Raw genomic sequence first — 20,791 nt, forward strand, 5'->3', positions numbered from 1 at the left:
GGTCTGCAAGCGATTCACGCGGCCAAGCCATGTAGCCTGCGTCTAAGCAAGACAAGGTAAAGAAATAAAATGGGCAGCATGCATCCCGTACAGGTGATCGCGGTGACCGGCGGCAAAGGTGGCGTCGGAAAAACTAACGTGTCAGTGAATTTGTCCCTGGCCCTGGCAGAGCTTGGCCGTCGCGTCATGCTGCTGGATGCTGACCTGGGGCTGGCGAACGTCGACGTTCTGCTGGGGCTGACACCCAAACACACCCTTGCCGATGTGATCGAGGGCCGCTGCGAGCTGCGCGATGTGCTGCTGCAAGGCCCCGGTGGCATTCGCATCGTGCCGGCGGCCTCGGGCACCCAGAGCATGGTGCATCTGAGCCCGGCGCAGCACGCCGGCTTGATCCAGGCGTTCAGTGACATCGGCGACAACCTCGACGTGCTGGTGATCGACACCGCCGCCGGGATCGGCGAGTCCGTGGTCAGCTTCGTGCGCGCCGCCCAGGAAGTGCTGCTGGTGGTCTGCGATGAGCCCACCTCCATCACCGACGCCTACGCCCTGATCAAACTGCTCAATCGTGACTACGGCATGAACCGCTTCCGGGTGCTGGCCAACATGGCCCAAAGCCCGCAGGAAGGGCGAAACCTGTTCGCCAAGTTGACCAAGGTCACGGATCGTTTCCTCGATGTCGCCTTACAATACGTCGGCGCAGTTCCCTATGACGAGTGTGTGCGCAAGGCTGTGCAAAAGCAGCGTGCAGTCTATGAAGCATTCCCTCGTTCGAAGTGCGCATTGGCGTTCAAGGCAATTGCCCAGAAGGTCGATACTTGGCCGTTGCCCGCCAACCCGCGTGGGCATCTGGAGTTTTTCGTCGAGCGATTGGTGCATCAGACGAGCGCAGGACCGGTGCTATGACAGCCAGCGGCTATAACCTTTACAAAAACTCGGCGCGTGACAGCCAGGGCGAATTGATCGAGCGCTATGCGCCCCTGGTCAAGCGCATTGCCTATCACTTGCTGGCGCGCCTGCCTGCCAGTGTGCAGGTTGAAGACCTTATCCAGGCCGGTATGATCGGCCTGCTCGAAGTGTCGACCAAATACGACGCGAGCAAAGGTGCGAGTTTCGAGACGTACGCGGGTATCCGTATCCGTGGTGCGATGCTCGATGAAGTGCGTAAAGGGGATTGGGCGCCGCGTTCGGTACACCGCAACACGCGAATGGTCAGTGACGCAATTCGTGCAATTGAAGCAAAAACCGGTCGTGACGCTAAAGATCATGAAGTTGCGGCCGAACTCCAATTGAGTCTCGACGATTACTACGGGATTTTGAACGATACCTTGGGCAGCCGCCTGTTCAGTTTCGACGACCTGTTGCAGGACGGCGAACACGAAGGGCTGCACGAGGACGGCGCGAGTGCACATCTCGAACCGTCGCGCGACCTGGAAGATGAACGTTTCCAGGGTGCGTTGGCGGAAGCGATTGCCAATTTGCCTGAGCGTGAGCGACTGGTGTTGGCGCTGTACTACGACGAAGAGCTGAACCTCAAGGAAATCGGTGAGGTCCTGGGGGTCAGCGAATCGCGTGTCAGCCAGCTGCATAGCCAGTGCGCAGCCCGCTTGCGGGGGCGATTGGGAGAGTGGCGCGCGCGCTGACAGGCAGTGTGGGGATACTGCAGCGCAATTAGGCGAAGGGTGAAGAGCCTTTCGCGGGTTCGTTCCGTGGTACCCCTGGCAGTCCTTTTTGTGTAACGCCTGTTGATTGAAATGGCGCGTCCAGGTGCTGGGCGCGTTTAAGACTGCTTGGAGGTCGAATTGGACAAGAACATGAAAATCCTCATCGTTGATGACTTCTCAACGATGCGGCGGATCATAAAAAACCTGTTGCGTGACCTTGGGTTCACCAACACGGTCGAGGCGGATGACGGCCTGACGGCGATTCCGATCCTCAACAGCGGGAGCATCGACTTTCTGGTAACCGACTGGAACATGCCGGGCATGACCGGCATCGACTTGCTGCGTCACGTGCGCGCCGATGAAAAACTGCGCAGCCTGCCTGTGCTGATGGTGACCGCCGAAGCCAAGCGTGAACAGATCATCGAAGCCGCCCAAGCCGGGGTTAACGGTTACGTGGTTAAGCCATTCACTGCGTTGGCCTTGAAAGAGAAGATCGAAAAAATCTTCGAACGCATCCACGGCTGATGCCACCACGGGGGAGCTATGGAGCATAAAGAATCATCGCAGGCTGACTTTGAGTCGACCCTGAAAAAGCATGCTCACCAGTTGGTCGAAAGCCTTGAAAGAGGCCAGTTCGGCGACGCGGTGCAGTTGATCCATGAGCTTAACCAGACCCGTGACCGCGGCCTGTACCAGGAAGTGGGCAAGCTCACACGCGAGCTGCACAGTGCAATCGTCAATTTTCAGATTGACCCGCACATGCCCCAGGCCGAAGAAATCTCGCAAATCACCGATGCCACCGAACGCCTGTCCTATGTGGTCAGGCTGACTGAGGCGGCGGCCAACCGCACCATGGACCTGGTGGAAAACGCCACGCCCCTGGTCAATGGCATGGCGACCGAAGCGCAGGCCCTCAGCGTTGACTGGGGCCGTTTCATGCGTCGGGAAGTGGGGGCTGAGGAGTTTCGTGAGTTGGCGCGGCGCGTCGACGCTTTTCTGTCGCGCAGCGACGAGGAAAACCGCACGGTTGCCAGCAACCTCAATGACATTCTGCTGGCCCAGGATTACCAGGACCTCACCGGTCAGGTGATCAAGCGCGTGACCCAATTGGTCACCGAAGTGGAAAGCAACTTGCTCAAATTGGTGCTCATGGCTGGCCAAGTTGATCGTTTTGCCGGCATCGAACATGACCGCGAAGCGATCCTCTCGGAAAAAGATCCACAAAAACATCTCGCCAAGGGTGAAGGTCCGCAGATTCATGCCGATAAACGTGAAGACGTTATGTCAGGTCAGGATGACGTAGATGACCTGTTATCCAGTTTAGGCTTCTAAGGAGCACCCACATGAGCTTCGGCGCCGATGAAGAAATCCTTCAGGATTTCCTTGTAGAGGCCGGCGAAATTTTAGAGCAACTGTCCGAACAACTGGTCGAGCTGGAAAGCCGCCCGGATGATGCGAACCTGCTCAATGCAATTTTTCGCGGTTTTCACACTGTAAAAGGGGGCGCCGGCTTCCTCCAGCTCCATGAGCTGGTGGAGTGCTGTCACATCGCCGAGAACGTATTCGACATCCTGCGCAAGGGTGAGCGGCACGTCGACTCGGAACTGATGGACGTGATTCTCGAAGCACTGGATGCGGTCAACGGCATGTTCAGTGAAGTGCGCGAACGTGCACCGATCACCGCCGCCACGCCGGAACTGCTGGCCGCCCTGGCGCGCCTGGCAGAACCTGCCGACACCTCGGTTGCGCCGGTGGTGGAAGCAGCGCCTGTGGCCGAACCGGAACCGGAAGCGGACGTGACGGACAGCGAGTTCGAGCAGTTGCTCAACTCCCTCAGTGCGGTGAAGGCTGAAGCTGAAGCCCCCCAAGCAGTCGCGCCGCCTGCAACGCCGACCAGCGAAGACATTACCGACGCTGAATTCGAGTCCCTGCTCGACCAGTTGCATGGCAAAGGCCAGTTCGCTGCCGATGCCGTGGCACCTGCGGCTACGCCGCAGGCTCCGGCTGCCAGCGCCAGCACCGACATTACCGACGACGAATTTGAGGCATTGCTCGACCAGTTGCATGGCAAAGGCACCTTTGCGGCCGAAGCTTTGCCGGAAGTCGCGGCCACGGCCACGGCCTCGGCGGCCGCTGCCGTGCCTGCCACGCCTGCCACACCTGCCGCCGCCAGCGCAGAACCTGCCGCTGACGGGCTGATTTCCGATCACGAATTCGAAGCCTTGTTGGACGAATTGCACGGCAAGGGCAAGTTCTCCGAAGTGCCCCCGGCTGCTGCGGCGACCGCCACCCCAGTGGCGGCCAAACCTGCGCCTGCCAAACCTGCCGCACCGGCGGCCGCCAAACCTGCTCCAGCGCCTGCAGCCGCCCCGGCGCCTGCACGTGCCGCAGCGGCACCGGTGGCCGAGAAACCGGTCAGTGAAGCCGAAACCACCGTGCGCGTGGATACCGCGCGCCTGGACGACATCATGAACATGGTCGGCGAACTGGTACTGGTGCGTAACCGCCTGGTGCGCCTGGGCCTGAACAGCGGCGATGAGGCCATGCAGAAGGCCGTGTCGAACCTCGACGTGGTCACTGCCGACTTGCAGACCGCAGTGATGAAAACGCGGATGCAGCCGATCAAGAAAGTCTTCGGCCGCTTCCCGCGCCTGGTTCGCGACCTGGCTCGCCAGCTCAAGAAAGAAATCAACCTGGAACTGGTGGGTGAAGAAACCGACCTCGACAAAAACCTTGTCGAGGCCCTGGCCGACCCGCTGGTCCACTTGGTGCGCAACGCTGTCGACCACGGCGTCGAAACCCCGGAAGAGCGCGAAGCCTCGGGCAAGTCCCGCAACGGCAAGGTGATTCTGGCGGCGGAGCAAGAAGGCGATCACATCCTGCTGTCGATTACCGATGACGGCAAAGGCATGGACCCGGCGATTCTGCGCAATATCGCCGTCAAGCGTGGCGTGATGGACAAGGACGCCGCCGACCGCCTGACCGACACCGAGTGCTACAACCTGATCTTCGCCCCGGGCTTCTCGACCAAGACCGAGATTTCCGACGTGTCCGGGCGTGGCGTCGGCATGGACGTGGTGAAGACCAAGATCAGCCAGCTCAACGGCTCGATCAATATCTACTCGACCAAGGGCCAGGGCTCCAAGATCGTCATCAAGGTGCCGTTGACCTTGGCGATCATGCCGACCCTGATGGTGATGCTGGGCAACCAGGCGTTCGCTTTCCCGCTGGTCAACGTCAACGAAATCTTCCACCTCGACCTGTCGCGCACCAACGTGGTGGACGGCCAGGAAGTGGTGATCGTACGCGACAAGGCGTTGCCACTGTTCTACCTCAAGCGCTGGCTGGTGGCATCGGCCAAGCATGAAGAGCAGCGCGAAGGCCATGTGGTGATTCTCTCCGTGGGCACCCAGCGAATCGGCTTTGTCGTCGATCAACTGGTCGGCCAGGAAGAGGTGGTCATCAAGCCTTTGGGCAAAATGCTGCAGGGAACCCCGGGCATGTCGGGTGCGACCATCACCGGTGACGGTCGGATCGCGCTGATTCTCGATGTTCCGAGCATGCTCAAGCGTTACGCCGCACGGCGTATTTGATTCTGGCGGGGCAGGGCGGTTTGCCCGCCCCGCCTAACGGAGTGTTTATGGCAGTCAAGGTCCTGGTGGTGGACGATTCGGGTTTCTTCCGCCGCCGCGTCTCGGAAATTCTTTCCGCCGATCCAACCATCCAGGTGGTCGGCACGGCCACCAACGGCAAAGAGGCGATTGATCAGGCCATTGCGTTGAAACCGGACGTGATCACCATGGACTACGAGATGCCGATGATGGATGGCATCACGGCTGTTCGGCACATCATGCAGCGCTGCCCCACCCCGGTGTTGATGTTCTCCTCACTGACTCATGAAGGCGCCCGGGTCACCCTGGATGCGCTGGACGCCGGTGCGGTGGACTTCCTGCCGAAGAATTTCGAAGACATCTCGCGCAACCCCGAGAAGGTCAAACAGATGCTGTGCGAAAAGGTGCACAGCATTTCGCGCAGTAACCGCCGCAGCCTGTTCAGCGCGCCCACGCCTGCACCGGTTGTGGCGCCGGCGGCGTCCACTGCGCCGACGTCGTCGTTTGCGCGCCCGGCGCCTGCGCCAGTGGCACGCCCTGCAGTGGCGCCGGTGCGTGCTGCGGCGCCGAGTGCGCATTCACCGGCGCCCAAGCGCAAGGCCTACAAGCTGGTGGCCATCGGCACATCCACCGGCGGCCCGGTGGCGTTGCAGCGGGTGTTGACCCAGTTGCCGGCGAATTTTCCGGCGCCGATCGTGTTGATCCAGCATATGCCGGCGGCCTTCACCAAGGCTTTCGCCGAGCGCCTGGACAAACTGTGCCGCATCACCGTCAAGGAAGCCGAGGACGGTGACATCCTGCGTCCCGGCCTGGCATTGCTGGCCCCGGGCGGCAAGCAGATGATGGTTGATGGCCGTGGCGCGATCAAAATCCTGCCGGGTGACGAGCGCCTGAATTACAAACCATGTGTGGACATCACCTTCGGTTCGGCGGCCAAGTCCTACGGCGACAAAGTTCTGGCGGTGGTGCTTACCGGCATGGGCGCCGACGGCCGTGAAGGTGCGCGCCTGCTCAAGCAGGGCGGCAGTGCGATCTGGGCCCAGGACGAGGCCAGCTGCGTGATCTATGGCATGCCCATGGCGATCGTCAAAGCGGACCTGGCCGACGCCGTGTATAGCCTGGACGATATCGGCAAGCATCTGGTGGAGGCCTGCCTCTGATGGATGTATTGAGCCTGATTGGCATCATCATGGCATTTGTCGCAATTATCGGCGGCAACTACCTCGAAGGCGGCCACTTAGGCGCCTTGGCCAACGGCCCGGCTGCACTGATCGTGATTGGCGGCACGGTGGGCGCTGCGTTGTTGCAGTCGCCCATGAGTTCGTTCAAGCGTGCGATGCAAATCCTGATCTGGATTATTTTCCCGCCGCGCGTTGACCTGCCCGGTGGTATCGACCGTGTGGTCAACTGGAGCCTCACCGCCCGCAAGGAAGGCCTGCTGGGCCTGGAAGGCGTGGCCGATGCCGAGCCCGACAGCTACGCGCGCAAGGGCCTGCAATTGCTGGTGGATGGCGCTGAGCCGGAAGCGATTCGCAGCATCCTGGAGGTGGATTTTCTGACCCAGGAAAGCCGCGACATCAACGCCGCCAAAGTCTTTGAAAGCATGGGCGGCTATGCGCCGACCATCGGTATCATCGGTGCGGTGATGGGCCTGATCCATGTAATGGGCAACCTGGCCGACCCGTCGCAGTTGGGCAGCGGCATTGCCGTGGCGTTTGTGGCTACCATCTATGGTGTGGCGAGTGCCAACCTGGTGTTGTTGCCGGTGGCGAGCAAGCTCAAGTCGATTGCCATGCGCCAGTCGCGTTACCGCGAGATGTTGCTTGAAGGTCTGTTGTCGATTGCCGAGGGTGAAAACCCGCGCTCCATCGAATTGAAGCTCCAGGGCTTCATGGACTGATGGGAGGTAGTGAGTGTGAGCCGTCGCCGTCGCGAGCCTGAAGAACACGTCAATCATGAACGCTGGCTGGTGTCCTACGCGGACTTCATCACCTTGTTGTTCGCGTTTTTCGTGGTGATGTATTCCATCTCGTCGATCAACGAAGGCAAGTACAAAGTCATTTCCCAGGCCCTGATCGGCGTGTTCAACGACGCCGACCGTGCCCTGAAACCGATTCCGATTGGCGAAGAGCGGCCCAAGACCGTGACCCCGGCCAAGCCGCTGGTCAACGACAGCGATGAAACCGCCGCCGGCATTGGTGGCACCAGTGACCCGCTGAAAAGTATTGCCGATGACATCAGCGCTGCCTTTGGCGACCTGATCAAATCCAACCAGATGACCGTGCGCGGCAACGAGTTATGGGTCGAAATCGAGCTGAACTCCAGTCTGCTGTTCGCCAGCGCCGACGCGTTGCCGAGCGACCAGGCGTTCACCATCATCGACAAGGTCGCGGCGATCCTCAAACCGTTTGAAAACCCGATTCACGTCGAAGGCTTTACCGACAACTTCCCGATCAGCACCGCGCAGTACCCGACCAACTGGGAACTGTCGTCGGCCCGGGCGTCGAGCATCGTGCGGATGCTCGCGATGCAGGGCATAAACCCTGGGCGCCTGGCGTCGGTGGGCTATGGTGAATTCCAGCCGGTGGCCAATAACGCCACCGCCGAAGGCCGGGCGCGCAACCGTCGCGTGGTGCTGGTGGTGTCGCGCAACCTGGATGTACGCCGCAGCCTGACCGGCACCGGTACTGCCAACGCAACTCCGGATGCGGCCTTGAAGCGGGCTGGCACACAAACTGCACCGCCAACCGTTAAGCCGCCGGTTCGTCAGAGCGCCGTCAATTCTCCGTCGCCGGCTCAATAATTTTATGCAATGTCTCGGTCGCGCCATCGCCTGCCGGGAGGAACCAACCGAATGAGAGTCTGGGCAGTTGCCAATCAAAAAGGTGGAGTCGGCAAGACGACCACCTCCATCGCCTTAGCCGGTTTGCTGGCCGAGGCGGGCAAGCGTGTGGTCGTGGTTGACCTGGACCCCCATGGTTCCATGACCAGCTATTTCGGCTACGATCCGGACGCGCTGGAACACAGCTGCTACGACCTGTTCCTGCACAAGGGCAGCGTGCCGAGCGATTTGCCCGGGCAACTGTTGCTGCCCACCAGTAACGAAAGCATCTCGCTGCTGCCGTCGAGCACCGCCCTGGCCACCCTTGAGCGCCAGTCGCCGGGGCAGAGCGGCTTGGGCCTGGTGATCGCCAAGACACTGGCGCAGCTGTGGCAAGACTTCGATTACGCGATCATCGACAGCCCGCCGCTGCTGGGTGTGCTGATGGTCAATGCGTTGGCCGCCAGCCAGCAGTTGGTGATCCCTGTGCAAACCGAGCATCTGGCGGTCAAAGGCCTGGAGCGCATGGTCAGCACCCTGGCGATGATCAACCGTTCGCGCAAACAGGCGCTGCCATACAGCATCGTGCCGACCTTGTTCGACCGCCGCACCCAGGCGTCCCTCGGCACTTTGCGTGTGTTGCGTGACGCTTACCCGGACACCATTTGGCAAGGCTACATTCCAGTCGACACGCGCCTGCGTGACGCGAGCCGTGCAGGCCTGACGCCTTCGCAGTTCGACGGCAAAAGCCGTGGCGTGCTGGCCTACCGCGCATTGCTCAAGCATCTGCTGTCGCAGCAGCTTGTGGCGCAGGTGGCGTGATGAACCGTCCTGTCAAACTCAAGACCCGGCCGCAACTGGCACTTGAATCCTACCTGGATGCCCTGCTGCAGGATGCGACCGAGGAGGAGCTGCCGGAACCGATTCTGGTCCTTGAACCGGCCGTAGAAGCAGAAAGCACGCTGGATGAATTCCAACTGGCGGTGCTCGAAGAGCAGGCGCGTGATGCCCATGTTGTGCTCGCCCCGGTTGTCGTGCCGCTGGAGCCGGTCGCACCAGCAGTGGTCGCTCCCGCGGTGGTGGCGCCGGTGGTGGTCGAGCCGGTGGTGGAAGTCCACCTGCCGCCGAGCATCACGCCGCCGCCGGTGACCGGTGATGATCGCCCGTCATGGGCCGCCGAGCCGTTCGAATGTTTGCTGTTCGACGTCGCCGGGTTGACGCTCGCGGTGCCACTGGTGTGCCTGGGTTCGATCTATTCTCTTGAGGGCCAGGAGCTGACACCGCTGTTCGGGCAACCGGAGTGGTTCCTGGGCATTCTGCCCAGTCAGGCCGGCAACCTTAAGGTGCTGGACACCGCGCGCTGGGTGATGCCCGACCGCTACCGCGATGACTTCCGCCAGGGTTTGCAGTACGTGATCTCGGTGCAGGGCTACGAGTGGGGGCTGGCGGTGCATCAAGTCAGCCGCTCATTGCGCCTGGACCCGAACGAAATCAAATGGCGCAGCCACCGAGGCCAGCGGCCTTGGTTGGCGGGCACCGTAATTGAGCACATGTGCGCGTTGCTCGACGTCGCCGAACTGGCCGAGTTGATCGCCAGTGGCGCCGTCAAGACGATGCCGCAGAACAAACGCAGTTGATTGAACAATAAGGTCCGCATGCAAGTGCGGTCAGCGAAGCACACACGCCGTGTACAACGGCATTTGAAGGGGTCAGGGGTATGAACAAGTCAGCGTCCGCACAAGGTTTGGATGATCCGATCCTGCAATGGGTTACCTTCAAACTGGACAACGAGTCCTATGGCATCAACGTAATGCGCGTGCAAGAAGTGCTGCGCTACACCGAAATCGCGCCGGTACCGGGTGCGCCAAGCTATGTGCTGGGCATCATCAACCTGCGCGGCAACGTGGTGACCGTGATCGACACCCGCCAGCGTTTTGGCCTGGTGCCGACCGAAGTCAACGACAACACCCGTATCGTCATCATCGAAGCCGACAAGCAAGTGGTCGGGATCATGGTCGACAGCGTGGCCGAAGTGGTTTACCTGCGCCAATCGGAAGTGGAAACCGCGCCGAACGTGGGTAACGAGGAATCGGCCAAGTTCATCCAGGGCGTGTGCAACAAGAACGGCGAACTGCTGATTCTGGTTGAGCTGGACAAGATGATGAGCGAAGAAGAATGGTCGGAACTGGAGAGCATCTGATTGTTCCTTGAGGCGGCGGTGATTGTCCTGGCCCTGTTGTGGGCCGGGACGTTGGCGTTCCTGCTGCGCTACATGCGCCAGCAACGCGAATTGGCCCTGCAACAGGCCGAGCGCGACGGCGTGCGTGACCGGCGCATTCTCGACCTGGTCAAGCGCGTCGATCACTTCCAGCAGAGTGCGGTGCGGGTTGGGGACGAGGTGCATGAACTGCGCGCGATCCTCGGGCCGTTGCCGGACAAGCTGGCGCAGATCGAACAGCGCGACCCGTCGAGCCTGTCATTTGCCCAAGCGGCAAAACTGGTGGGCATGGGGGCGACAGTGGATGAACTCACGCAGTCGTGTGGGTTGACCCAGGCTGAGGCGCAGTTGATGAGTAAGTTGCACAAGAGCTGACGTAGGTTGCTGCAGCTGTCGGACGTTGCTGGCTGACTTTGCGGTGGCCAGCGCCCACCGTTGATCGAGACGTTGTGGGTCGTGTCACACGTGCCCAGCAGAGTCAGGGCACTTTCTCGTCTTTGTGATGACCAATCCTGCATCTGTAGGACGTTTCACTCACAAGGATGAATCATGTCTTTCCAAACGCTCATTGGATTAACACCGTCTGGTTTGCGCCCCCCATGCGTCGTGGCCTGGGTCCTTCTCAGCGCTTCTGCGCTCAGCGCCTGTACCCCCTTTCAACCGCCGCCGCCAGACTTCTCGAGATGGTACAAGTCCGGTGTGTCCCTTGACGGCGTAAAAGCCGCCATGCGTGCCTGCGGGTACGACAACCTGGACGGCGGGGGAGACCGATCGCCTGTCGATATCAGGCTGACGCGCTTCTACTGCATGAAGGACGGGGGCTTCAAACGCAAAGACAAACTCGACCCGTGCAAGGCCGGACGCATCAGTGAATCACCGGTGTGCGAAGGCCGCCGTTAATGCTTAATCAACAGGAAACAGACATGAACACCACACGCAATGGAATGTACGGCGCCGCTTTGGTATTGGCAGCGGCCGGCTTGGGCGGTTGCGCTTCTGCGATGACCGAGACCGGCGAGCCCGGGGTGAAGATGGGGGACAGCTACGCACAGGTGCTCGCGGTGGTGAGCCGCAATAACACCGTGATCAAGCAGGTCGACGGCGAGGGCTTTCGCGCGGAAGGCTACTCGGCGACGTTCAAGGATTGCCGCATCAAGTATTTCATCTTCCAGGGCGCCGATGGTTTGCAGCGCGTTAAGTACGATCCGGCGCCGCTGTTGTCGGTAAAGCAGAATTGCCGCCAGCCGTAACGGCTGTTTCTTTCCTTGCGAGTTGAATGCTGATGAGTGTGTTGCGTGGTGTACCCGTAGCGTTGTTGGTGCTGCTGACCGGGTGCGGTCAGGTGGCGAACATCCGTTCCCTGTCCACCGGCTATATCGCGCCGAATTCCGGCGAGACCGCCCGCGTGCGGTTGATTACCGACGGCCTGGTGCGCGCAGTGCCGGGGCGTGATTGCCTGGACTGGAATGTGCCGGGTGCCGGGGTGATGGCGTCGACCAAGTCCGGCTTCCCCGACCACAATGGCGAAAGCCTGAACATGCCCGGACCGGTGTATACCTGGAACGGTGCGGTGACCACGGAGTTGGTGGTGCCCGCGAACCAACCGATCGCGCTGCATTACCTGGGGCGATTGCAGTATTCCCGGCAATGTTTCAGCAGCATGACCTTTGTACCTCGACCCGGCGTGGACTACATGGTGCAGGCGACCCTGTATGCGAACTGTTCAATCCAGTTGCATGAGCTGTCTGCAGACGGCAAGCAATGGAATGCCGCAGAACCTGAGCCCAAGGGCAAGGTATCGATGTGCAACGCGATGGATAACTTCTAGGCAGCCAATAAATTTGCGTCGCCGATGGCTTTTTTCTCGTCGGCAAAGGTCAACATCCTTCAAGCACCTTTAAACCCAGGAGATCCACCCCATGACCACCCACAAGGCATTGCTGATTCTGCACGGCAAGCAAGCCCTCAACGAGGATGTGCGCGCTGCCGTGCAGGCCCGGCGCGAACAGGGCTGGGAGCTGGCGGTGCGGGTCACGTGGGAGGGCGGCGACGCCCAGCGCCTGGTCAATGAGGCCCTGGCCGACGGCTATACCCACCTGATTGCCGGTGGCGGCGATGGCACCTTGCGCGATGTCGCCGAGGCGATGGCGCAGGCCAAGACCGATGCCAGCCTGGTGTTGATGCCGCTGGGCACCGCCAATGATTTCGCGCGCGCCGCCGGGGTGCCATTGGATCCTGCCCGCGCACTCGCCCTGCTGGATGTGCCGCCAACGGCCATCGACCTTGGGCAGGCCGGCGGGCAAATATTCCTCAACATGGCCACTGGCGGTTTTGGCAGCCAGGTCACCGCCAACACCTCCGAAGACTTGAAAAAAGTGCTCGGCGGCGCGGCCTACCTGTTCACCGGCCTGACGCGTTTCAGCGAATTGAAGGCCGCTTATGGCGAGTTGGAAGGGCCTGACTTTCACTGGAAGGGCGACCTGCTCGCGCTGGGTATCGGCAACGGACGCCAGGCGGGCGGTGGGCATGTGTTGTGCCCTGACGCATTGGCCGATGACGGCTTGCTGGATATCAGCATTCTGCCGGCGCCCCAGGAGGTGGTCGGCACGCTGCTCACCCTGATGAGCGACGGTTGGGGGCTGGACAATATGTTTGTGCGGGCGCGCCTGCCGTGGGTCGAGATCAAGGTGGCCGAAGGGTTGTACATCAACCTGGATGGTGAGCCGTTGAAAGGTGACGACTTGCGCTTCAGTGCTTTGCCCAAAGCCCTGCGCGTGCACCTGCCGCTGGGCTCGCCGTTAGTCGTCGAGGCTGATGATCTGCTCGCGAACGGCGAATAACACCAGGCCCGCCACATCGAATATCTGCAGGCGCTTCATGATCTGCGAACGATGCGCTTCCACGGTCTTAATGCTCAAGCCCAGGCCTTGAGCGATTTCCCGGGTGGATTTGCCACGCACGATCAAGCGCAGGATCTCCAGCTGGCGTGCGGTGAGGTTGTGAGTGTCGGCGACGGCGCCGATGGGACCCTGGCTGCGGATCAGCGCCTGATTGATCACCGTGTGGGCAATGGCGGGGCTCAGGTAGCGCTCGTTGTTGCGCAAGGCCATCAGGGCGTGTTCCAGCTCGTTGGCCGTGGTGTCCTTGAGCAGGTAGCCATGGGCGCCGGACTCCAGCGCGCGCATGATCAGCTCCGGATCGGTGTGCATCGACAGGATCAGCACTTTGCTTTTGGGGTAGGTCGCCTTGAGTTGCTGTAACGCATCCAGGCCACCGGTGTATTTCATCGACAGGTCCAGCAGCACGATATCCGGTTGCAGGGCGCTGAATTTCTCCAGCAACTGCGCGCCATCGCTGGCTTCGCCGACCACCGTATAGCCGGGCATATCCTGGATCAGCGCGCGTACGCCGGCCCGGATCAGTGCGTGGTCATCCACCAGGAGTAAAGTGCAAGTCACTCGATAACCTTAGGGGGCCTGGCCCGATCGAGGGCGCGGGGCGCCCAGGGGAAGAGCGCCTCGATCCGCGTTCCTTTACCGGGCTGGCTGCTGACCGTCAGAGCGCCCCCCAGTTGATCGATTCGCTCGGACATGCCCGCCATGCCGCGTTGGCCTTCCCGGCCTGGGTTGATGGCGGGCGAAAAGCCCAGGCCGTCATCGCAGATCATCAGCGACAGGCCTTCGGGCAAGCGTTGCAGGCGTACCAGCAAATTGTGCGCCTGGGCATGGCGCAGCATATTGGTGACTGCTTCCTGGGTAATGCGAAACGCCGCCACGGCCATTTCTTCCGGGATACCGGTCAGCCGTTGCTGGCATTCAAGGCTCCAGTGGATCGAGGTGTTTTCCAGGGTCTTGAGCAAATGCGCGCGCAGGCTCGCCTCCAACCCCAGGCTGGCCAGCTGCCGAGGGTTGAGGATGGCGGACACGTCGCGCACTTTGGCCAGGGTTTCATTCAAGGTGTTGCACAGCACGGTGCATTGGCTTTGCAGGTCGTCCGGCAGACGCCGCTTGAGCCATTCGCTTTGCAGTTTTGCGGCGGTCAGCAACTGACCGATATCGTCATGCAGTTCGCGGCTGAGGCGGTGACGTTCGTTTTCCTGGACCTGCAGCAGGCGGTCAGCCAATTCCTGTGGCTGGAATTTTATCGACTTGCGCGAGCGCCACTGCTGCAAGCCCACCACCGCCAGCGTGGCCAGGTTGAGCCACAAGATCAGTAACGGCAACGGCGCGGAGCGGCTATAGGCCCACAGGTTGACCAGCAGTGAGCAAAGGCACAGGGCGAGGACCAAGCGACGTGTATTGCTGCGGGACACGGACCTTGCGATGAGTGACTTTAGGCTGGCGTACATAGCGGATGGAGCCAATGAAGGTTCGCTGCGGGAAGACCGGTCATGGCGGCTGACAGGGCTCTATGTGGAATACGGTGCAGAAACGTTTTTTTATACATGATGAAGTTGAGTCACTTCGAGCGGGGCATAGTACCACCACTATTACCGTTGGTCGCCTGGCGCCTTACGCTGGCGGGTTTAATCACCGGCCAAATGCCCTGCGCTGTGGCCCTATAGTTCAAAGGCCCCCAAGGTTAAAAAGAGAGAGTTATATAAATCAAGTTGGCGGGTATCGTTATTGCCTTGATGGCTAATTGATATGTTTTTGCCCGCGCGCGATTATCGACCGCTAAGAGAACGGTCGTTTTTAGATAACTTGGCGACAAATACGACCTGATCAGCGCTTAAGACGCGTGATGCGCACGCTGCTGCGGTTTATTTGCGAAGTCTTTTTGGGGGATTTGCAAGGTGACCGTCGCAATCAGCGTGGTTTGTTCACTCTCATCCAAGGCGAGTTCGCCGGTGCGGGAATCGATCAACTCCAGTTGCCACGCCAGCAGTGTCAGGCAGTCATGCAGGGCGTCCAGCGCCTGGTCATGCAATTCCATCGGGCTCGCGGCATTGGCGATCAGGTATTGAATATGCCGGGAGAATTCGCTGATCGCCTGCAGGGCCAGGCCTTCGGCTTTTTCAGCCAGGTTGGCCAGGCTGGTTTTCATGCAGTCGATGGCGTCGCTGTCGTTGCGAATCAGATGCAGGTGGTTCAAGCACTCTTGCGACTTTTCCAAGAGCATTTCGGCTTCGAGCAGAAATTCGGGAAGTGCGGTTTGCCATTCGTTTGCATTATTCATCATGCAAGTCTCCGCAACATAAGGTCGGGTGATGAGATGCAGCACCGGGTGAATGGCGTAAAACTACCGCTGAAATATGACTGAGATCTGTAGCCCGCTTCCGAAATTTCAGTAGGACGGTTATTTGAATGATCGCGATAGCTGTAGAAAGCCCTCGTCATTCGGGCCGCTTGCACAACTTTGGTTGCCGCCACGTATACGTCTGGAAGACCCGTGGGCCGAGGGCTTGGTATGGCAAACAAAAGCCTGACTCCATTCATGCAATGAGAATGGCGTCACATTAATGGCTATTAGATATCGCGAATATCAGGTTGGGCCTGATTGTGTATAGGGGAATCCCTTACACAGCGGAACCTCGCGTCGATTTGAATGTCGCGCGACGTTGCTGTACTGCCGTTTGGAGAGGCCGTTGCAGTAAACCATGATGTCAGTGTGACATCAATGAATTTACGTGGCATTTTACAAGGGTCAAGGTCTGGCGCTTGCCGCCGATAACACGCTTAGTGAACTGCACAATCCCACATCAGGAGCTTTCAATGGCCGGCATTCTCGACACCGTAGATCAACGCACGCAACTGGTGGGTGAGAATCGCCTGGAGATTCTCATGTTTCGCCTGGCCGGACGACAGCTGTTCGCGATCAACGTGTTTAAGGTGCAGGAAGTCCTGCAGTTGCCCAAGTTGACCCTGATGCCCCAGCGCCATCCGTTTGTGTGCGGTGTGGTCAACCTGCGCGGCCAGACCCTGCCGGTGATTGACCTGTCCCAGGCCATCGGCATGCGCCCGTTGGTGCCGGGGCCCAACAGCACGATTATCGTTACCGAGTACAACCGTTCGGTGCAGGCCTTCCTGGTGGGCGGCGTGGACCGCATCGTCAACATGAACTGGGAAGCCATCCTGCCACCACCGACCAGCGCCGGGCGCCAGCATTACCTCACGGCCATCAGCAAAGTCGATGACCAGTTGGTGGAAATCATCGACGTGGAAAAAGTTCTCGCCGAAATCGTGCCCTACAACGCCAAAGTCTCCCGCGAAAAACTCGAAGACCCGGTGCTGGAACGCGCCCGTGGCCGCGAAGTACTGCTGGTGGACGACTCCAATGTGGCCCTCTCGCAACTGCGCGACACCCTCGGGCAACTGGGTGTGAAGATGCATATCGCCAGTGACGGCCTCAAGGCACTGAACATGCTCAAGGCCTGGGCCGACAGCGGCCAGGTGATGACCGACAAGTTGTTGATGATCTTCACCGACGCCGAAATGCCCGAGATGGACGGCTACCGCCTGACCACCGAAATCCGCAACGACCCGCGCCTGCGTGGGCTTTACGTGGTGCTGCACACCTCGTTGTCGGGCAGCTTCAACGACTCGATGGTGAAGAAGGTCGGTTGCGATAACTTCCTGTCCAAATTCCAACCGGACAAGCTGGTGGATGTGGTGCGCCAGCGACTGATGCTGGACGAAGCGCACGCATGACCTTAGGGTGACGCTTTGCCCCTCAGGAATGCAGGCCATGCTTCGTCTCAGCGCGCTCTACCGTTATCCCTTGAAGTCCGGCAAGGCCGAACCCTTGCAACACATCGGCCTGGATAAACTCGGGCTGGCCGGCGATCGACGCTGGATGCTGGTGGACGAAGCCAGCGGGCGGTTTCTCACGCAGCGGGCGGTGGCGAAGATGAGCCAGTTGTCGGCGTTGTGGAACAGTGCCGGCGGCCTGACCCTGAGTTCACCCGGTTTGGCGCCGCTGGAAGTGGCCCTGCCGAGCAGCGACGCTGAATTGCGCGGCGTGACCATCTGGCGCGACACCTTGCGCGTGCCGGATGCGGGCGCGGCGGCGGCGGCCTGGGTCAGCGACTTTATCGGCAAGCCGACGCGCTTGGTGCAAGTGCCGGTGGAGCGCGCGCGCACCACTCAAGACGGCTACGGCAAGGCTGACGACAAAGTGGGATTCGCCGATGGCTTCCCGCTGCTGTTGATCGGCCAAGCCTCCCTGGATGACTTGTCCCAGCGCATCGGCCGCCCCATGGAGATGCTGCGGTTTCGCCCCAACCTGGTGATAGAAGGCAGCGAGGCCTTCGCCGAAGATGGTTGGAAGCGCGTGCGCATCGGCGATGTAGAGTTTCGCGTGGTCAAATCGTGCTCGCGCTGCATCCTCACCACCATTGACCCCTCCAGCGGCGAGCGCAGTGCCGACCGCGAACCGTTGACCACGCTCAAGACTTACCGCGAGCAGGACGGCGATGTAATGTTTGGCCAGAACCTGGTCAACGACGGCCCGGGACACCTGGAAGTGGGGATGCCGGTGACCATTCTCGAGTAAGTCGTTCACCCATAAAAAATGCCCGTCTCCTGCGAGACGGGCATTTTTTTGTCCGGGCGAACGCTTAGCCGCGGTATTCGCACAGGTAAGCCGTGTCTACTGCGACCTTCAGCTGGAACTTGCTGTTGGCCGGTACGTTGAACTGGCTGCCGGCGGCGAAGGTTTCCCAGTCGTTGGCGTCAGGCAGTTTGACGCTCAAGGCGCCGGAGACCACGTGCATGATTTCACGCTGGGCGGTGCCGAATTCGTATTCACCCGGGGCCATCACGCCGATGGTCGCCGGACCTTCTGCGGTGCCGAAAGCGATCGACTTGACGGTGCCGTCGAAGTATTCGTTGACTTTGAACATGGGGGAATCCTCGGAAGAAAGGGTCTGGAAAGGTTGGCCAGTATGCCCAAGGCCACGGGAGCTGCCTAGACCGGCAAAATCAACGGCAGCAAGCGGGCGGTGTTGCGCGCATCTTCCAGCGCCCGATGTTGCTGGCCATTGAACTGCATCCCCGCCAATTGCAGCGCGCCGTTGAGCCCCAGCGGCTTGTCCAGGCGCCGGGCCTTGGCGAAGCGCTGCTTGAGGTTCACATGTGGCGTCTGGGCAAGCGCGCTGGTCAGGCCATGGCGTTGCCATTCGAGCTCAAGCTGTGCGCGATCATAGTCACCCCAGCTGGCCCAGCCTTCCAGGCGTGAGTGATGCTGGCCCAGCCAGCGCTCGAACAGCGGCCATACCTCGGTGATCGGCGCAGCAGCGTCGATGTTGGCCTGGGTGATGTGGGTGAGTTGGCGACAGAAAGGCGTCAGCAATGGACGACGCAGCGGCCGCACAAAGCGCTGAAAGTGATCCAGCTCGCGGCCCTGGCGGTTCACCAGGCTTGCGCCGATCTCGATGACTTCCATCTCCGTCACGGGCCAGCCGCCTTCATCCGTTGTGGCTTCCAGGTCAATAATCAGCCAATGAGGCATCGCGCAGGTTCCCGTACTCTTCCTTTCCTGATGGGGATAGAGCGTAGCGCGACTGTGTAGTTCCGCGCTGTTTTTTCCTGCACGCCGAGCCTTATTCGATCTCCAGCAAAACCTGGCGATTGCGCACCTGGTCACCCGCAACCACTTGCACGCCTTTGATCACACCGGCGATGCCGGCGGTCAGTGGGTGCTCCATTTTCATCGCTTCCAGCACCAACAGCAGTTGGCCTTTGGTGACGGCTTCACCCACGCAGACCCGGATGTCGACAATCGCGCCGTCCATCGGCGCCTTGACGATGCCGGTACTGGCGTCCGCCTGACGGCTGGCGACTTGTTGAGTGCGGTTAATGACCTTCAAGCCGGGCAGCCAGAGCTGGGTGTCATCGAGGTGATAGGCCATGCGACGACGAACACCGTTGATCACCAGGGTAGCCCAGCGGCCGTCGGTGCTCAGGTGGCTGATGTCGATACCGTTGGCTTGCAGGCGATGGTTCTCCAGCACGCTGACGGTGATGTCGCGGACCTCATCGTTGATGTCCAGGCGATAGGTCCAGGGCACGCTGGCATTGTTGCGCCATCCCGATAGGTCCTGACGATGGGTGTTGGCATTGGCTTGATAAAACAGTGCGGCCGCCAGGGCGACCTGTTCATGCGTCGCCGGCTGGCGGTGAATTGCATTGAAATGCTCGGCGATAAAACCGGTGCTGAAATCGCCGGCGATAAACTCGGGTTGCTTGAGCAGGTCCACCAGCAGTTGCTGATTGGTGGTCAGGCCCAGCAGGACAGTGTCCTCCACCGCCCGCAGCAGTTTGCGTCGGGCTTCTTCGCGAGTGGCCCCATGGGCGATGATTTTGCCCAGCATCGCGTCATAGAACGGGCTGATGCGTTGGCCTTCCAGTACGCCATGGTCAATTCGCACATCGGCGCCGGGTTCCCAGCGCAGCACATTGCCGGTTTGCGGCAGAAAGCCCTGGGCCGGGTCCTCGGCGTACAGGCGCACTTCCATCGCATGGCCGGTCAGGGTCACGTCGGCCTGTGTCAATGGCAGCGGCTCACCGGCGGCGACTTTCAGTTGCCAGTCCACCAGGTCCAGGCCCGTGACCTGCTCGGTGACCGGGTGCTCCACTTGCAGGCGGGTGTTCATTTCCAGGAAATAGAAGTGGCCCGTGCGGTCGAGCAGGAACTCCACGGTGCCGGCCCCCACGTAATTGACGGCGCGCCCGGCCTTCAGCGCCGCTTCGCCCATGGCCTGGCGCAACTGGGGTGTCATCACCGGGCAGGGCGCCTCTTCGATGACTTTTTGGTGGCGGCGCTGAATCGAACAGTCGCGTTCGCCCAAGTAGATGAGGTGGCCATGACTGTCGCCGAACAGTTGGATTTCCACGTGGCGCGGGTCGAGCAGGGCTTGTTCAAGGATCAGTTCGTCGCTGCCGAAGGCGTTCAGGGATTCAGAGCGTGCGGTGCGCAGTTGCTCCAGCAATTGAGTGCTGTCGTGCACCAGGCGCATGCCGCGCCCGCCGCCGCCGGCGCTGGCTTTGATCATCAGCGGGTAGCCGATGCGGTTGGCTTCCTGCTGCAAGGTGGCGTCGTCTTGTCGGTCGCCCTGGTAGCCGGCGATGCAGGGGACGCCGGCGTCGAGCATGGCGAGTTTGGACAGGCGTTTGCTGCCCATCAGTTCGATGGCCTCAGCGCTTGGGCCGATAAACGTCAGCCCGGCGTCTGAGCAGGCGTTGGCGAATTGGGCATTTTCGGAGAGGAAGCCGTAGCCAGGGTGCACGGCGTCGGCCCCGGTTTTACGCGCAGCCTCGAGGATGGCCGGGATGTTCAGGTAAGACTGATTGACCGGAGCGGGGCCGATATTCACCGCTTCGTCAGCCATTTGGACATGCAGGGCCTGGGTGTCGGCGTCACTGTAGACGGCAACGGTGCGGTAGCCCAAGGCGTGGGCCGTGCGCTGGATACGGCAAGCGATTTCACCGCGGTTGGCGATCAGGATTTTGCTGAAATGGGGCATTGGATTATCCCTGGG

At 60.7% G+C, this 20,791-nt stretch carries 24 protein-coding genes; 18 read left to right on the forward strand and 6 right to left on the reverse strand.

Annotation, left to right across the window (positions count from 1 at the left end):
• The first annotated feature begins 69 nt into the window (after window positions 1–69).
• The 16 genes from fleN (at window position 70) to yegS (ending at window position 13,151) form a co-directional block, all read left to right on the forward strand.
• Window positions 70–903, forward strand: coding sequence for a flagellar synthesis regulator FleN (gene fleN / locus JFT85_RS24700; protein ID WP_003192912.1), 834 nt, complete (start codon window positions 70–72; stop codon window positions 901–903).
• Window positions 900–1,640: an RNA polymerase sigma factor FliA gene (gene fliA, locus JFT85_RS24705; RefSeq protein ID WP_053257288.1), complete on the forward strand. Its 741-nt coding sequence runs from the start codon at window positions 900–902 to the stop codon at window positions 1,638–1,640. Before fleN ends, fliA begins: the two co-directional genes overlap by 4 nt.
• A 171-nt stretch (window positions 1,641–1,811) precedes the next feature.
• Window positions 1,812–2,186 carry a chemotaxis response regulator CheY gene (locus tag JFT85_RS24710; RefSeq protein ID WP_003192908.1) on the forward strand — a complete coding sequence of 125 codons (375 nt, stop codon included), beginning with the start codon at window positions 1,812–1,814 and terminating at the stop codon, window positions 2,184–2,186.
• An 18-nt stretch (window positions 2,187–2,204) separates the two neighbouring features.
• Window positions 2,205–2,993, forward strand: coding sequence for a protein phosphatase CheZ (locus JFT85_RS24715; protein ID WP_053257287.1), 789 nt, complete (start codon window positions 2,205–2,207; stop codon window positions 2,991–2,993).
• An 11-nt stretch (window positions 2,994–3,004) separates the two neighbouring features.
• Entirely contained in the window at window positions 3,005–5,254 is a 2,250-nt protein-coding gene (locus tag JFT85_RS24720; RefSeq protein ID WP_201230599.1) for a chemotaxis protein CheA, read from the forward strand.
• A gap of 47 nt (window positions 5,255–5,301) precedes the next feature.
• On the forward strand, window positions 5,302–6,432 hold the full coding sequence (locus tag JFT85_RS24725; protein ID WP_053257285.1) for a protein-glutamate methylesterase/protein-glutamine glutaminase: 1,131 nt from the start codon (window positions 5,302–5,304) through the stop codon (window positions 6,430–6,432).
• Complete coding sequence (locus JFT85_RS24730; RefSeq protein ID WP_053257284.1) at window positions 6,432–7,172, forward strand: flagellar motor protein; 741 nt, start codon at window positions 6,432–6,434, stop codon at window positions 7,170–7,172. Before JFT85_RS24725 ends, JFT85_RS24730 begins: the two co-directional genes overlap by 1 nt.
• Before the next feature lie 15 nt (window positions 7,173–7,187).
• Window positions 7,188–8,075 (forward strand): flagellar motor protein MotD, encoded by an 888-nt coding sequence (gene motD, locus JFT85_RS24735; protein ID WP_053258022.1) that lies wholly within the window; start codon window positions 7,188–7,190, stop codon window positions 8,073–8,075.
• Window positions 8,076–8,126: 51 nt separating this feature from the next.
• Entirely contained in the window at window positions 8,127–8,915 is a 789-nt protein-coding gene (locus tag JFT85_RS24740) for a ParA family protein (protein WP_053257283.1), read from the forward strand.
• Complete coding sequence (locus JFT85_RS24745) at window positions 8,915–9,730, forward strand: CheW domain-containing protein (protein ID WP_169875087.1); 816 nt, start codon at window positions 8,915–8,917, stop codon at window positions 9,728–9,730. Before JFT85_RS24740 ends, JFT85_RS24745 begins: the two co-directional genes overlap by 1 nt.
• Before the next feature lie 80 nt (window positions 9,731–9,810).
• Window positions 9,811–10,293 carry a chemotaxis protein CheW gene (locus tag JFT85_RS24750; RefSeq protein WP_010564003.1) on the forward strand — a complete coding sequence of 161 codons (483 nt, stop codon included), beginning with the start codon at window positions 9,811–9,813 and terminating at the stop codon, window positions 10,291–10,293.
• Entirely contained in the window at window positions 10,294–10,686 is a 393-nt protein-coding gene (locus JFT85_RS24755; RefSeq protein ID WP_053257281.1) for a DUF2802 domain-containing protein, read from the forward strand. It abuts the gene before it with no gap.
• Between the two features lie 231 nt (window positions 10,687–10,917).
• Window positions 10,918–11,211 (forward strand): hypothetical protein, encoded by a 294-nt coding sequence (locus JFT85_RS24760; protein ID WP_169875353.1) that lies wholly within the window; start codon window positions 10,918–10,920, stop codon window positions 11,209–11,211.
• 23 nt (window positions 11,212–11,234) lie between these two features.
• The gene (locus tag JFT85_RS24765) at window positions 11,235–11,561 is read left to right on the forward strand and encodes a hypothetical protein (protein ID WP_053257280.1); all 327 of its coding nucleotides are present in this window, start codon (window positions 11,235–11,237) and stop codon (window positions 11,559–11,561) included.
• A gap of 32 nt (window positions 11,562–11,593) precedes the next feature.
• A complete protein-coding gene (locus tag JFT85_RS24770; protein WP_053258021.1) occupies window positions 11,594–12,139 on the forward strand; it encodes a hypothetical protein in 546 nt (181 codons plus the stop codon).
• 91 nt (window positions 12,140–12,230) lie between these two features.
• The gene (yegS, locus tag JFT85_RS24775) at window positions 12,231–13,151 is read left to right on the forward strand and encodes a lipid kinase YegS (protein ID WP_053257279.1); all 921 of its coding nucleotides are present in this window, start codon (window positions 12,231–12,233) and stop codon (window positions 13,149–13,151) included.
• Here yegS and JFT85_RS24780 read toward each other — a convergent pair.
• The 3 genes from JFT85_RS24780 to JFT85_RS24790 all read right to left on the reverse strand — a co-directional run bounded on the left by JFT85_RS24780 (window position 13,110) and on the right by JFT85_RS24790 (window position 15,492).
• Complete coding sequence (locus tag JFT85_RS24780; RefSeq protein WP_201230602.1) at window positions 13,110–13,769, reverse strand: response regulator; 660 nt, start codon at window positions 13,767–13,769, stop codon at window positions 13,110–13,112. The two genes, yegS and JFT85_RS24780, sit on opposite strands and share 42 nt — an antisense overlap.
• A complete protein-coding gene (locus JFT85_RS24785; RefSeq protein ID WP_053257277.1) occupies window positions 13,766–14,659 on the reverse strand; it encodes a sensor histidine kinase in 894 nt (297 codons plus the stop codon). Before JFT85_RS24785 ends, JFT85_RS24780 begins: the two co-directional genes overlap by 4 nt.
• Before the next feature lie 383 nt (window positions 14,660–15,042).
• Window positions 15,043–15,492 carry a hypothetical protein gene (locus JFT85_RS24790; RefSeq protein ID WP_169875089.1) on the reverse strand — a complete coding sequence of 150 codons (450 nt, stop codon included), beginning with the start codon at window positions 15,490–15,492 and terminating at the stop codon, window positions 15,043–15,045.
• 533 nt (window positions 15,493–16,025) lie between these two features.
• Between JFT85_RS24790 and JFT85_RS24795 the strand changes: the two genes are divergently transcribed.
• Both JFT85_RS24795 and JFT85_RS24800 read left to right on the forward strand, forming a co-directional pair.
• Entirely contained in the window at window positions 16,026–16,961 is a 936-nt protein-coding gene (locus tag JFT85_RS24795) for a chemotaxis protein CheV (RefSeq protein ID WP_053257276.1), read from the forward strand.
• A 37-nt stretch (window positions 16,962–16,998) separates the two neighbouring features.
• The gene (locus JFT85_RS24800) at window positions 16,999–17,805 is read left to right on the forward strand and encodes an MOSC domain-containing protein (RefSeq protein ID WP_069551048.1); all 807 of its coding nucleotides are present in this window, start codon (window positions 16,999–17,001) and stop codon (window positions 17,803–17,805) included.
• Window positions 17,806–17,869: 64 nt separating this feature from the next.
• On the opposite strand, the gene ppnP is transcribed toward JFT85_RS24800, so the two are convergent.
• From ppnP to JFT85_RS24815, 3 genes are all read right to left on the reverse strand, one after another.
• Window positions 17,870–18,154, reverse strand: a complete 285-nt coding sequence (ppnP, locus tag JFT85_RS24805; protein WP_027603886.1) for a pyrimidine/purine nucleoside phosphorylase — start codon at window positions 18,152–18,154, stop codon at window positions 17,870–17,872.
• 65 nt (window positions 18,155–18,219) lie between these two features.
• Window positions 18,220–18,762 carry an exonuclease domain-containing protein gene (locus JFT85_RS24810; RefSeq protein ID WP_053257274.1) on the reverse strand — a complete coding sequence of 181 codons (543 nt, stop codon included), beginning with the start codon at window positions 18,760–18,762 and terminating at the stop codon, window positions 18,220–18,222.
• 91 nt (window positions 18,763–18,853) lie between these two features.
• Window positions 18,854–20,776 carry an acetyl/propionyl/methylcrotonyl-CoA carboxylase subunit alpha gene (locus JFT85_RS24815; protein ID WP_201230603.1) on the reverse strand — a complete coding sequence of 641 codons (1,923 nt, stop codon included), beginning with the start codon at window positions 20,774–20,776 and terminating at the stop codon, window positions 18,854–18,856.
• Window positions 20,777–20,791: the final 15 nt, after the last annotated feature.

The sequence above is a fragment of the Pseudomonas sp. TH04 genome, assembly GCF_016651355.1.
Classification (GTDB): domain Bacteria; phylum Pseudomonadota; class Gammaproteobacteria; order Pseudomonadales; family Pseudomonadaceae; genus Aquipseudomonas; species Aquipseudomonas fluorescens.